Origin of the sequence: Sphingomonas sp. Leaf257, from assembly GCF_001422185.1 — a bacterium.
GTDB lineage: Bacteria > Pseudomonadota > Alphaproteobacteria > Sphingomonadales > Sphingomonadaceae > Sphingomonas > Sphingomonas yabuuchiae.
Window position 1 is genome coordinate 17,883 of sequence record NZ_LMMH01000010.1, and the last position, 12,558, is coordinate 30,440.

Genomic DNA, 12,558 nt, shown 5'->3' on the forward strand with positions numbered 1-12,558 from the left:
TGCGATGTCGCGTTGAAAATCACCCTTATCCGGCCAAGGAATAATCGTGCATCGTGTCATCGACATTACCGTGCCCTCGAACCGCGGCGAGCAGCTGATCGCCGCGCTGAACCAGCTCGAAGGGGTAGTCGGGCTGACGTGGCAGCACGGCGCTTCGATCAAACCCGTCGGCGACGTGGTGACCGTCCACGCCCTCAATCGTGCAACCGACGATGTGATGCGCGCCGTGGCGACGATCGGCAGCGATACGCCGTTCACGGTCGTAACGGCGGAGGTCGCGAGCATCAGCGACCCCGAAAACCAGAAGCAGATCGACGCCGACGTCGACGAGGCGATATGGGAGGAGCTCGAAACCGGTCTCCGGCATCAGGGACGCCTCACCGCAAATTTCCTGATTCTGATGGCGCTTGGCGGCGTTATCGGCGCCGCCGGAGCGTTCACCGAGCCCGCGATCGCGGCAGTGGCATATGTCGCGTCCGCGATCATCGCTCCCGGATTCGAGCCCCTGGCGAAACTGCCGTTGGGCATCGTGCTGAAACGGGCCGAAGTAGCCCGTGCCGGCATGCTGGCGACGCTCACTGGCTACGCGGTTCTGGCGGCTGCCGCAGGGGCGACATGGCTACTGCTTTCCAACTTCGGCGGCGTCCAATCGTCAGCCTTCCTCGAGGGCGACGTCCTCAAGCATACGATCCATCCTTCGGCGGAGCTGTTGACGATCGCGCTTGCCGGGGCTTTTGCCGGCGTACTCATCCAGGCCTCATACCGCCGAAGCGTGATCGCGGGCGCGCTGGTCGCCATGCGGCTGATCGAAGCAGCGTCGGTGGCGGGCATAGCCCTGGCGATGGGGCGCCTTGATTTGGCGGCCGCCAGCGGGGCGCGATTGGCGGTCGACGCCGGCTTCGTACTGGTCGCGGGTGTGATCGTTTTCGGCCTCAAGCAGCTCATCGTCCACCGTCGCGCGCCGCTGCACTGACGGCTCGCGTGGTCCCGCTCCCTGCACCCGCCTTTATTCGATGAAACGAAACCCCTCACAATGAACGATCATTCCGCCTCCGCAACGCACGATAACCGGGTCTGCATCATCGGCTGCGGGCGGGTCGGGATGGCGAGCGCCTACGCGCTCATCCAGAGCAGCTTCATCCGCGAACTCGTGCTGGTCGGCCGAGACCGCGAAAGGACCGAAGGCGAGGTCATGGACCTCGAACACGCGGTCGCGGTCCCGATGAAGTCTCCCATCAACGTCATCAACGGCAGCTACGCTGACGCCGCATCCAGCTCCGTAGTGGTCATCGCTGCCGGAAAGGCCACAGGCGGCAGCGACACCTCGCGGCTCGATCTCCTCGACGCCAACGCACCGATCGTGCGTGAGATCGTCGGCAAACTCAAGAAGGAGGGGTTCGACGGCGTGATCGTCATGGCAACCAACCCGGTCGACCTGCTCGTCCAGGTCGCGCTCGAGGAATCGGGGCTCCCGACAGGCCAGGTCGTCGGGACGGGGACATTGGTCGATACCGCCAGATTGCGCGGGATGCTCGCCGAAGCATTCGATATCGAGCCGCGCGGGGTCGATGCCTATATCATCGGCGAACATGGGGATTCCGAAGTCGCCGTATGGAGCGGTGCACGCATCGCCGGCGTGCCTCTCCTCCGACACTCGGACAGCGGAGAGGCACGGGACCTTGATCGGATGCTCGAGCGCGTTCGTCGCGCGGCACCCGAGGTCGTTCGTCGCAAGGGGCATACCGAATATGCCATCGGCCTGTGCGTCCAGCGGATCTGCGAAGCCGTACTGCGCAATGAGCACGCGGTTCTCGCGGTCTCCACGGTCCTTGATGGTGAATATGGTCTGACCGACGTGTGCCTCGGCACACCGTGCGTGGTCGGCAAGAACGGGATCGAGCGGATCATCGAGCTCGATCTCGACGAAGAGGAGTGCAAAGCTCTCCACCGCTCCGCTGAGACATTGCGGCGGCTTAACCCTCGATTATCGGCAGGCGCGGCATGACGATCGGGAACGACAAGGCCGGTGCTGGAGCGCGGTCGCCGTTCGCGATCCCGACCGAAGGCTGGCTGGCCGTGCTCCGCCGAACCTGGGAAGAGACCGGCAAGGACAATATCGGCCTCATCGCCGCCGGTATCGCCTTCTATGCATTCGCCGCGATCGTCCCGCTGCTCGGCGCGGTTGTCCTCAGCTACGGTCTCTTCGCCGAGCCCGAGACGGTTCGCAGTAACGTCGAGCACGTGTTCGCCGCAGTGCCGCGCGAGGCGGCCACCATCATCACCGAACAACTCGTGACCGTCGTCGAGACCTCGAAGGGCAAGCAGGGTCTCGGCCTGATCATCGCGATCGCGCTCGCCTTTTATGGCGCCACCAAAGGCGCGTCGGCGATCGTGACAGCGCTCAACGTCGCTTATGGCGAGACCGAGCGGCGCGGGTTCTTCCGCGTCAACCTCCTGTATTTCGCGCTGGTCGCCGGCGGTGTGTTCCTGATCTTCCTGGCGATCGCATCGACAACGCTTCTCGGATTTCTCGAAAGCCTGGTTCCGCGCGCTTCGGACGTTCTTCTCACACTCATCAGGGTCGCAGGTTACGCCCTTCTGGGAGCATTCGTCGTGACGGCTGCCGCGATCCTGTATCGCTTCGGACCGGATCGCCGCAAACCGTCATGGGTCTGGCTATCGCCGGGATCGCTGGCCGCCACAATGCTTTGGCTGGGCGGGACCGCCGGCTTCGGCGTCTATGTGTCGAATTTCGGCAACTATGGCGCGACCTATGGTTCGCTGAGCGCGGTGATTGTGATGCTCACCTGGCTGTGGCTGTCGGCGTTCGTCTTTCTGCTGGGCGCCGAGTTGAATGCCGAGCTCGAACGTCAGGTCGAGGGGGCGGAGGCGCAGCCATCCACCTCTCCTCTCAGCGATTCGCCGCACGGGCGAACGCCAGACCCGTCAGGTGACGATCGACGGGCGAGGGCGCCCGACAAGGTCGGGACACGCGCTCCCCCGACCAACGGCCCGGCCTGGGTCGAGGGTGCGTTGTGTGCCGCGGGGCTGCTCCTGCTGCGCAACGGCAAGCCCGGCAAGGCGGCGGTGGCCATCGTCGGCGCAGTCGCCGCCTATAAAATCGGTCGGGGCGCAAGCACTCGGCGCAGCAACGGCTTAAAACTCTCGGCACAGGTAACATCGAACGAACCCGAGCGTTCGCACCTCTCACCAACGAAGGAGTACCCAATGGCAGACCGTGACAATGATATCAGCGTCCTCAACAGCCTGATCGCCACCACCCTCGACAGCGTGGATGGCTATACTGAAGCCGCGGGCGATATCGAAAATCCTCGCTACGGCAGCGTGTTCTCGGATCGTGCTCGTGAACGCCGCGAGGTCGTGAGCGACCTTCAGGCGGAAGTCCGCCGTTTGGGCGGCGATCCCGAAGATGACGGGACCGTGCTTGCCGGAGCCCACCGCATGTTCCTCGACCTCAAGGCCAAGGTCACGGGGCAGGACGACAAGGCGATCATCGACGAGGTCGAGCGGGGCGAAGACCATATCAAGGCGAAGTTCGACGATGCGTTGGCGAAGGAGGATCTGTCGCCGGAGGTGCGGGCGGCAATCGCCAAGGCCAACCAGTCGGTGCAGGAAGGCCACGATCAGATGCGCGACCTGAAGCATAGCATGGAACGCTAACACCAGAACCTTAGCGACGCCGATACGCGTTGCCGACGTGACTTTTCAGCCCGGTCCGCACGCGCGAGGCCGGGCTGAATTATTTGAGGCCAACGCAGCCAAGCCATCGTCATCTCTAGAGTCCGTGCGCGAGCGGTTCTTTCGTGCCTGAACGGAACCCGCCGCTTACACTCTGGTTATGCATCCTGCCGTGCATAGGCATTTTACATAGAACGGGGATCGTCACCAATGAACGACTGGATGCCTAGGCCTGACACCTCGCTAACGCGCTTCGCCGAGGTCCGCATATGACTGACGCGGTCGTGCACCCTCCACGCGCGCGCATGTCCAAGCGCATGACGGCGGAGGCGTTCGGCACATTCTGGCTCGTGCTCGGTGGGTGCGGCACCGCCGTGCTCGCGACCGGAGAGGGCGGTGTCGGCGTTCTGGGGGTTGCGCTGGCTTTCGGCCTGACCGTGTTCACCATGGCGTTCGCCATTGGCGCGATCTCCGGGGGGCATTTCAATCCTGCGGTGACGGTCGGCCTGACCGCCGCAGGCCGCTTCCCGGCGCGGGAGATTCCCGCTTACGTGGCGGCCCAACTCGTCGGCGCGATCGTCGCTTCGCTGCTCCTTCTCATGATCGCCCGCAGCATGCCCGGTTTCGATCTCGGAGGATTTGCGACGAACGGATACGGCGACGCATCGCCCAAGGGATATCCGTTGGTCATTGCGCTGGTCGTCGAGACGGTGCTGACGGCAGCCTTCCTGATGGTCATCCTGGGCGCGACCGATGAACGGTCGCCAGCGGCATTCGCGCCTCTGGCGATCGGTCTGGCACTGACCCTGATCCACCTCCTCTCGATCCCGGTGACCAACACGTCGGTTAATCCTGCGCGCAGTACCGGTCCTGCCTTAGTGGTCGGGGGCACCGCTCTCGCTCAGTTGTGGGCGTTCTGGGTCGCGCCGCTGGTCGGTGCCGTGCTCGCCGGTCTGGTCGGTCGCTGGCTGTTCTCGCACGCCGACGATGTCCGGTCACCCGGACCCATCTCGGTCGCCAAGCTGGATCGCCTGGTGGACCCGGTGACGACGCCGACAGCGGGCTATGACGTCAACAGCAAGTAATCTTGAAAGGACACTCTGATGGATGGGTACCCTTCCTCCCGATCCCTACGCTCCCGATCCGGTCCATGATCCCGATGGCGCACCCCGGCCCGACAATCAGCGAGACAGCTTGCCCGGGCCGGATAATCCCGATGCGCCGTCAATCGATGATCCGGAAGTTCCCGATCAGCAGCCGGTAGAGGAGCCCGGAGCTCCGGGCGACGCGCCGAGCGATAGTCCGACACAGACCCAGGCCTGATGGCTCCCGCACCGTCGCGGACAGTCAAGTTTTAAGAGGATAAATAACATGGCAGTGAAGTTCGCAGGGACGATGAATGCGATCAATCGCGGTCTCGAAGATACCAAGCCCGCCAAGGGTGTTGATATGATCGAGGATTGGGAAGCCGCGCTGGCAGACGTCGATGTTCCGGGTGCGAAGGGCATCTTGCGTGATCTGACGTCGTTACGGAAGCAGCTCGAGAAGTCCGAGCCGGACGCCGATCGGGTCCATGCGCTTGTTCACCGCCTCGGCACTGCTACGACGAAGATCGCCGAGAAGGCCGATAAGTCGCAGGACAAGCTGAAGGCCCTGGGTGAGGCGCTGACCGAGGCGGGCGTGGACAGCCCCGACGAGGACGAGGATACCGCAGCCGCTGCCGCACCGAAGCGCGCGCCCAAAAAGAAGTGATCGAGGCGGCGGGACGATTGTCCCGCCGCGTATCGGCAGTAGTTAACTGATCGAGGGAGTAGATCCATGGCGAAGTCGGAGAAGGGTTCGAAAGGCGCCGAACGCGTCGAAAGCGATGGCACAGCGGTGAACACCAGCGTCGAGAGCAGCGCTCGCGATCAGGTGGCCGAAGCACTGACCAAGGCGACTGCCGACAGCTACACCCTGTATGCCAAGACCCTCGGGGTCCATTGGAACGTTCAGGGGGCCAGCTTTTACGGTCTGCACAACATGACCGAGGCGCAGTATCAGGAACTCCACGAAGCTGCCGACGCGATCGCGGAGCGCATCAGGGCCTTGGGCAAACTTGCCCCAACGGGTAACGCCTCATTCCGCGAGCTGACGGTCATCGACAATGATGCGCCCCATAAGCCGACGCGCGAGATGATCGCCGAACTTGTCGACGACAACGAGAAGGTCGCGCGGCGAATGAGTGAATTCGCCCAACTGGCGGACGAGGCCGGAGATTTGTTCAGCCACGACATGCTGGTAGCGCGGATCGGCGTTCATGAGCAGAATGCATGGATGTTGCGCGCCAGTCTTTCTGACTAGAGACTGACGGGGCGGGCAATTGCAGGATCGGCACGCCGACGTCAACGCCGAGACGAAATGAAGTCAGGCGGGCGATTGTTTTTTGAGGGTCAACCACGGGAGACGAGCGATGAAGAGAATTTTGGCGGGCACGGCCGCGGTTGCGCTGATGTCGCTGGCGGCTTGCAACAGCAGTCCGCGCGAACAGGCTGCCGACAACATCGAGGCGAACGCCGAGCGCGTCGCGGACAACCTCGAAAATGCGGCCGACAACGCGCCGACAGAAGCTTCGGAGGATCGCCTGGAAAATCGCGCCGACGCGGCGCGCGAGCTGGGGGACAAGAAGGCCGAGGATATGCGGACCAACGATCCCGACACCAATCTCTCGAACGGTATGTAGAATGGAGTCTCAAGCGTAGCAGCTGTTCAGAGTAGCCAATTGGAAATTGGGCGCCTACATGTCACGGGTGCCCGACTTCTAACCTCCTGCCAGCGCTCAAGCCCGGTTGCCGGCATTAGAGACGGCAATCGCAAGTGTTGAGTGCCAGCGAAACCTATCGACGTGCACGCCACAGCGACTTGAAGTCGGCTACTCTTCTGAGGCCGCATGATGCCATGCGGACGGCGTCATCGCAGAATCTCTTTCTGAGCGTACTGTCCGTCGTCAGAACATTCGGCACAACTCGCGGCGTAAATTAGCGGAGTGGGGGCCTCGTCTGGGGTTGATGTTAGGCGGCGCGCTTGCGGTGAAGCAAGCGCCGATGTTGAGGGCAGAGCGTTTGTTTCCCGCTAAACAACGCTAAGGCCAGGTTTGATCTACCAGCGTGTTAGTATGGCAGTATGGCAGCTCCCACCCTCACCATCCCCGTTCAGACGGTCCCCGGCTCCGTCCAAGATCGACCGTTGGTTCAACCTCAGCGTCATAGCCGCGCGGTTGCACAGCTCAGAGGGAGCTCTTCAACGCGCGCGGAAAAGCTGCCGAACTCCCTACCTAGTCTGACGGACCTGCCGAGGCCCCACACCAAGCAACTGCTGCATAACTCTTCGCATGTTGCCGTCGTCGCCGAACCCGCATGCCTTCGCGACTGCTGCGATCGACTGATCACTGTTGACCAGGAGTCCGATTGCGCGTTCTACTCTAAGCTCTGCAAGGTAGCGGAAGGGCGGCTTCCCGGTGGAAGTGGTGAACGCTCGAGTCAGGTGATGCCTACTTAAGCCGACGTGGGCTGCTAGCTCCGCGAGAGAGATCGGTCTCGCCTGATGTTCGTGCAGAAAGTCTTTGGCGCAAGCCAACTGCTTGGCCGACAAGCCACCCTTTATCGGCTTGAGAATGCTGCGTAAGCCGAGTGCCTCGATCGCTGCCAGAATGCAAAGCTGGTCGGCGTATAGCTGATCGCCACCCGACCTCGCCACATCGCTTATCTTCTTCATTGTTCCAACCAGGGCAGGATCGCGACCATACAGAACAGGCTCGATTTCAGCACCCCGATACTGCTCAAGGGCCTCGCCGATGAGAACAGGGTCAAAGTAAAGAGCAGTATATGTGCTTTTACTGCCTACTGGATCGCACCAGCCCTTGGCATCTCTATGCGGAGGGAGCAGTGTCAAAGTGTCTTGCAGAGTAGTCTGAGTGCTATGCTCACCACCGTCGATCTGTATCTCTCCGTCCGCGATACTCATGTCATGCAGGGGGCACCTCAAGGTTTGTCATATGGACAGCGGCAGTCGGAACAAATGGTCAACAAAAGCCTGAGCGTTGCCGCAAAGTATATTAAGTTTCGTGGGTTTGTGAGGTTGGACGAGTTGGAAGTTACCGGATCACCTCTCGTGATGTTTCACCCGCGGAGCTCGTAGTAGACGATCTGCCATCCATTCTTGGGACCGCGCCACTGGGTGATCTGAAAGCTATGGGCTTGTGCAGACCCGTCCAGGACGCGGCTACTCCACCGTAGCGTTTCATCGTAACTGCTTCCGGACGATAACGCACCCGCTATGCGCCGAATGGGCAGCTTGGCGGGGAGCCTGCGGATGCGTCGGCCATCGTTGCCGACAAAGATAACGTCTTCGGCCACGCTTCGTCTTGGAACAGCCAACCAGTCGACCTGTTTGCCGGCCTGCTCCTGTCGCAAAACAGACGCGATCTCTTTCGCATCGCTAACGGCTTGGATTTGGAGCTGTTCATTGGTGAGTTTTGCCGAGCACTCAGGTTCGATCGCTTGTAAACTTTCTGCCGCTAATGCCTTCGATCCATCCCGACGATAGTCGTCGATTTCCCAGCGCCACCCCTCAGCACTGTTCCGCCAAAGCGTCTTATATGATCCAACTCGATTTCCGCCATCGTACAGCCCGCCGATAACAACTGCCGACCCGCTCGGATCACAGGACGGAAAGACAAGTTCGGGTCTGCGCTCGGCATGGCTCTCGACACTCATCATTGTGAGCCACCACCTTCGGCTACTCTCGGCTGCTTGCAACATGCTGGCCACAGATGGAGAGCGCGCGGTTTCGGGCGCATGTTGTATTGGCCAGGGGTCGCTTTGTGGACCGAAACTGCGTGCCGCTGCCTGACGGCCACTGGCAAGTACAGCTTCCGAGTAGGCCCGCTCCGCCTCCAGCGCGGAATTCGGCGAACTTGCCGCTAGTAGAAGCGCGAAGATCATGGCGAAATCCTACTCCTCAATCAACGTGTCGAGCGATGTACGGGCATCTGCGCCGGATGGTTGAGCGCCCGATAGAGCGTGGCATGATGACACTTCAGCAGCTTCGCCGCTTCGCGCACCGATGTGCCTTCGCCGACGAGACGCTGTCCGAGCGCGATCTGGTCCGGAGTGAGCTTGGGCTTACGCCCGAACTTCACGCCGCGCGCCATGGCTGCCGCGCGGCCGGAACTGGTACGCTGGTGGATCAGCTCGCGCTCGAACTCCGCGATGCCGGCGAACACGGTGAGCACCATGCGTCCCGCAGGCGTGGTCGTGTCGGCCCAGGGCTCGGCGAGCGAGCGCAGCCCCGCTCCCGCCTCGTTCAGCTTCTCGGCGATGTCGAGCAGGTCGCGCGTCGAACGCGCTAGGCGATCGAGCCGGGTGACCACAACCACGTCGTCGTCGCGCAGCTGCTCCAGCATCCGGTCGAGTTCCGGTCGGGCGCGCTTGGCGCCGGACACCTTCTCCTCGAATGTCCGCCGGCATCCGGCCGCCTTCAGTGCCGTCTTTTGAAGCGTGAGATCCTGATCGTCGGTAGATACGCGCGCATAGCCGAGGAGCATGTCGCAGATGTGCATTGGAACACGGCTGATTAGCAACAGACATTTGCGACAGCGTCCGCCCTCGTGGCGTGACCGGTCAGGGCCGCTGTCGCGAAACTTGAGAGTTACGCGACACCTCGCACGTGTCGGCCATAAACTATACGCTCCCGGACAGGGGGTGATCGATGGCCAGACGCGATCTGTTAACGGGCGACGAACGCCGCGCGTTGTTCGGCGTGCCCCTCGACCATGCCTCGCTCGCCAAGCATTACACGGTTGCCGATGAGGACCGGCCACTGATCGAAGCGAAGCGCGGCGACGCCAACCGGCTCGGCTTCGCGCTGCACCTCGCCCTGCTGCGTCATCCCGGCTTCGGCATACGCCACGACGATGTCGTCCCCGATTTTCTGATCCGGCACCTGGCCGCGCAACTCGACATCGCGCCCACAGCGTTCGAGGGCTACGCGCATCGCGCCCAGACCCGGCTCGAACACGCCTGGGAGGCGATGGAGCGTTTGCGCCTGCGCGCGTTCGAGGCGGCCGACGTCCCCGGCGCGCTCGGCGCAGCCACCCGCGCGGCGGAAGCGACCGAACGGGGCAAGCCGATCGCCGCGGCAGTGCTGGGCCATTTGCGTGCTGCCCGGATCGTTCTGCCCGCGCCCGCCCGTATCGAGCGGATCGGGGTGGCGGGGCGCGCCATGGCGCGCCGCCTCGCGGCCGACACGCTGGTCGATGCGCTTGCTCCGGAGCAGGTGACGGGGCTGGATGCGTTGCTGATCGTGGACCAGGATCGCAGCACGACGCCGCTCGCGTGGCTGCGCGACACGTCGGACAGCCCGACCGCGCGCAATCTCGCCGGCATTCTCGCCCGGCTCGCGCACGTGCGCCGGCTCGGGCTCGACCCGGGCATGGCCGGCCGCATCCACGAGCACCGCTTCGAGCAGCTCGTGCGCGAAGGCCACGTCGCGCCCGCGTTCCTCCTGTCCGACTACTCGCTCCGCAGAAGGCGCGCGACACTCGCCGCAGCCGTCATCGACCTGGAAGCGCGGCTCGCGGACGCCGCGATCGAGATGTTCGGCAAGCAGACCGGCCTCCTGTTCGCCAGGGCCAGGGCCGCGCAGAAGCGCGGCATCGAGGCGACCACACGCGACGTGAACCGGCTCATGCGGCTGCTGGGCGCCACGGTCGGCGCACTCCGGGTCGCGCGCGAGGACGGGTTGGACGTCTGGGCGGCGCTCGACGACGGGGTGGGCTGGACGAGGCTTCTGGACGCCGAGAGCGAGGCGACCGCGATCGCCGACCTGACTCGCGACGAGCCGCTGATCCGCGCGGCGGGGCGCTACATGACGATGCGGCGCTACGCGCCCGCGTTTTTTGACGCGTTCCGGTTCAAGGCGGCAGGCTCGCGCGACGGCGTGCTCGGCGCGATCAAGGTCGTGCGCGCGCTGAACGCGACCGGGCGGCGAGACGTACCGGCCGATGCGCCCATGCCGTTTTCCAGAAAATGGAAGGCGGCGATCACCGAGGGCGGCGTCATCGACCGCCGTCGCTACGAAACCGCCACGGTCGCGACCGTGCGCGAGCGGCTCCAATCGGGCGACCTGTGGGTGGAGGGTACGCGCGAACACCTGCGCTTCGACAGCTATATGCTCCCGCCCGGCAAAGCGGCCGAGATCGCGCTCACGCTGCCGTTCGACACCGACGTCGGCCGCTACTTGGAGGGGCGCGCCAGGCTGCTCGACTGGCGGTTGCGCCGGTTCGCAGGCTCGCTGAAGCGCGGCACGCTCGACGGCGTGGAGCTGCGGGGCGGTAACCTCAGGGTCAGCCCGCTCGCGGCCGTAACGCCCGCTGCGGCCGACAGGCTGGACGCGGCCGTCGACCGGCTCATGCCCCGCGTGCGCATCACCGAGCTGCTCGCCGAGGTGGAAGCCCGCACCGGGTTCCTGTGCGCATTTCCGGAACTGCGCTCGGGCCGCGCCCACTCCAACCCGCAGGCCGTGCTCGCCGCGATCCTGGCAGACGCGACGAACCTCGGCATCGAGCGCATGGCCAACGCCAGCCAGGGCGTCACCTACGCCCAGCTCGCCTGGACGCATGGCTGGTACGTATCGGAAGAGAATTACGCGGCAGGGCTGCGCCATCTGGTGGACGCGCAAGCCGCGCTGCCGCTCACGCGCGTGTGGGGCGACGGCACCGCGTCGAGCTCGGACGGGCAGTTCTTCCGCTCGGGCAGGCGGGGCGCGGCCGGCAGCACCAACGCGCGCTACGACCGGGAGCCGGGGCAGAAGATCTACGCCCATGTCGCCGATACCTACGCGCCCTACCATGTCCGGCTGATCTCGGCGACCGCGGCGGAGGCGCCCTATGTGCTGGACGGGCTGGTCGCGCACGGCTGCGGCATCGAACCCGCGACCCACTATGCCGATACGGGCGGCGCGTCCGACCACGTGTTCGCGCTCGCGCACCTACTCGGCTTCCGGTTCGTGCCCCGCCTGCGCGATCTAGCCGATCGCCGGCTCGGCCTGTTCCCGGGCACGGCCCGCCCCGAGGCGCTCGCGAAGCTGATCGGGCGCCCGTTCAACATCGCTGCCATCCGCGAAAGCTGGGACGAGATCGTCCGGCTCGCCGCGTCCGTGAAGGCCGGCGTGGTGCTACCGTCGGTCATGCTGAAGAAGCTGGCCGCGTACCGTCGCCAGAACCGGCTCGACTTCGCGCTCCAGGAGCTGGGCCGGATCGAGCGCACCCTGTTCACGCTCGACTGGCTAGAATCCAGGGCGCTCCGCCAGCAGTGTCAGGCTGGGCTCAACAAGGGCGAGGCGCGTCACACGCTCGCCCAAGCCGTGTTCGTCCACAAACAGGGCCGCCTGCGCGATCCGCAGTTCGAGAACCAGGCGCTGAAAGCGTCCGGGCTGACGCTGGTCACCGCCGCGATCGTGTACTGGAACACGCTTTACATGGGCCGCGCCGTCGAGCATCTGCGCGCCAGCGGCGAGCCCGCGCCCGACGAGCTGCTCGCCCATGTAGCCCCGCTAGGCTGGCGACACATCAGCCTGACCGGCGATTACCTCTGGCAAAACGCCGCTGCCGAGCTCGATCAAGACGGCTACCGCGCACTCAACATCGCCGGCGGACCCGGAGCCAAGGTGGCCTGAGCCGCCCTGTTCGCTACCTGTTCAGCTTACCGCTGTCCGTGTCACAAACCTTGAGGTGCTCCCATGCAGGGCTAAATAGAATGTTGGGCCACTACGGCTAAATTCGTAGGGTCCAGTGTTAGACACATTCGTCCATTCTACTGA

General features: G+C 64.1%; 11 protein-coding genes. 8 read left to right on the forward strand and 3 right to left on the reverse strand.

Annotated features, from left to right (window positions below; all coding sequences use genetic code 11):
• The first annotated feature begins 46 nt into the window (after positions 1-46).
• The 7 genes from ASF14_RS07355 to ASF14_RS07385 all read left to right on the forward strand — a co-directional run bounded on the left by ASF14_RS07355 (position 47) and on the right by ASF14_RS07385 (position 6,421).
• Positions 47-973 carry a DUF389 domain-containing protein gene (locus tag ASF14_RS07355; protein WP_056433637.1) on the forward strand — a complete coding sequence of 309 codons (927 nt, stop codon included), beginning with the start codon at positions 47-49 and terminating at the stop codon, positions 971-973.
• Between the two features lie 60 nt (positions 974-1,033).
• A complete protein-coding gene (locus ASF14_RS07360) occupies positions 1,034-2,005 on the forward strand; it encodes an L-lactate dehydrogenase (protein WP_056433641.1) in 972 nt (323 codons plus the stop codon).
• Positions 2,002-3,681, forward strand: a complete 1,680-nt coding sequence (locus tag ASF14_RS07365; RefSeq protein ID WP_056433644.1) for a YhjD/YihY/BrkB family envelope integrity protein — start codon at positions 2,002-2,004, stop codon at positions 3,679-3,681. The genes ASF14_RS07360 and ASF14_RS07365 overlap by 4 nt, the downstream gene beginning before the upstream one ends.
• A gap of 323 nt (positions 3,682-4,004) precedes the next feature.
• A complete protein-coding gene (aqpZ, locus tag ASF14_RS07370; RefSeq protein ID WP_236696978.1) occupies positions 4,005-4,784 on the forward strand; it encodes an aquaporin Z in 780 nt (259 codons plus the stop codon).
• 286 nt (positions 4,785-5,070) lie between these two features.
• A complete protein-coding gene (locus ASF14_RS07375; protein WP_198930512.1) occupies positions 5,071-5,451 on the forward strand; it encodes a hypothetical protein in 381 nt (126 codons plus the stop codon).
• A gap of 66 nt (positions 5,452-5,517) precedes the next feature.
• A complete protein-coding gene (locus ASF14_RS07380; protein WP_056433650.1) occupies positions 5,518-6,042 on the forward strand; it encodes a Dps family protein in 525 nt (174 codons plus the stop codon).
• A 109-nt stretch (positions 6,043-6,151) separates the two neighbouring features.
• Positions 6,152-6,421 (forward strand): hypothetical protein, encoded by a 270-nt coding sequence (locus ASF14_RS07385; RefSeq protein WP_056433653.1) that lies wholly within the window; start codon positions 6,152-6,154, stop codon positions 6,419-6,421.
• 587 nt (positions 6,422-7,008) lie between these two features.
• Here ASF14_RS07385 and ASF14_RS20700 read toward each other — a convergent pair.
• The 3 genes from ASF14_RS20700 to ASF14_RS07400 all read right to left on the reverse strand — a co-directional run bounded on the left by ASF14_RS20700 (position 7,009) and on the right by ASF14_RS07400 (position 9,283).
• Positions 7,009-7,701, reverse strand: a complete 693-nt coding sequence (locus ASF14_RS20700) for a helix-turn-helix domain-containing protein (protein ID WP_076711218.1) — start codon at positions 7,699-7,701, stop codon at positions 7,009-7,011.
• Between the two features lie 155 nt (positions 7,702-7,856).
• On the reverse strand, positions 7,857-8,456 hold the full coding sequence (locus tag ASF14_RS21375; protein ID WP_037447156.1) for a hypothetical protein: 600 nt from the start codon (positions 8,454-8,456) through the stop codon (positions 7,857-7,859).
• 245 nt (positions 8,457-8,701) lie between these two features.
• Entirely contained in the window at positions 8,702-9,283 is a 582-nt protein-coding gene (locus ASF14_RS07400; protein ID WP_007406331.1) for a recombinase family protein, read from the reverse strand.
• Positions 9,284-9,447: 164 nt separating this feature from the next.
• Here ASF14_RS07400 and ASF14_RS07405 point away from each other — a divergent pair, with 164 nt between their 5' ends.
• The gene (locus ASF14_RS07405) at positions 9,448-12,414 is read left to right on the forward strand and encodes a Tn3 family transposase (RefSeq protein ID WP_018250482.1); all 2,967 of its coding nucleotides are present in this window, start codon (positions 9,448-9,450) and stop codon (positions 12,412-12,414) included.
• Positions 12,415-12,558: the final 144 nt, after the last annotated feature.

What these genes read in the sequence shown, in the direction of transcription:
- ASF14_RS07405 (WP_018250482.1), top strand. Translation starts at nt 9,448, where the DNA reads ATGGCCAGACGCGATCTGTTAACGGGCGACGAACGCCGCGCGTTGTTC.
- ASF14_RS07375 (WP_198930512.1), top strand. Translation starts at nt 5,071, where the DNA reads ATGGCAGTGAAGTTCGCAGGGACGATGAATGCGATCAATCGCGGTCTC.
- ASF14_RS07365 (WP_056433644.1), top strand. Translation starts at nt 2,002, where the DNA reads ATGACGATCGGGAACGACAAGGCCGGTGCTGGAGCGCGGTCGCCGTTC.
- aqpZ (WP_236696978.1), top strand. Translation starts at nt 4,005, where the DNA reads ATGTCCAAGCGCATGACGGCGGAGGCGTTCGGCACATTCTGGCTCGTG.
- ASF14_RS07385 (WP_056433653.1), top strand. Translation starts at nt 6,152, where the DNA reads ATGAAGAGAATTTTGGCGGGCACGGCCGCGGTTGCGCTGATGTCGCTG.
- ASF14_RS07360 (WP_056433641.1), top strand. Translation starts at nt 1,034, where the DNA reads ATGAACGATCATTCCGCCTCCGCAACGCACGATAACCGGGTCTGCATC.
- ASF14_RS21375 (WP_037447156.1), bottom strand. Translation starts at nt 8,456, where the DNA reads ATGATGAGTGTCGAGAGCCATGCCGAGCGCAGACCCGAACTTGTCTTT.
- ASF14_RS07380 (WP_056433650.1), top strand. Translation starts at nt 5,518, where the DNA reads ATGGCGAAGTCGGAGAAGGGTTCGAAAGGCGCCGAACGCGTCGAAAGC.
- ASF14_RS20700 (WP_076711218.1), bottom strand. Translation starts at nt 7,701, where the DNA reads ATGAGTATCGCGGACGGAGAGATACAGATCGACGGTGGTGAGCATAGC.
- ASF14_RS07400 (WP_007406331.1), bottom strand. Translation starts at nt 9,283, where the DNA reads ATGCTCCTCGGCTATGCGCGCGTATCTACCGACGATCAGGATCTCACG.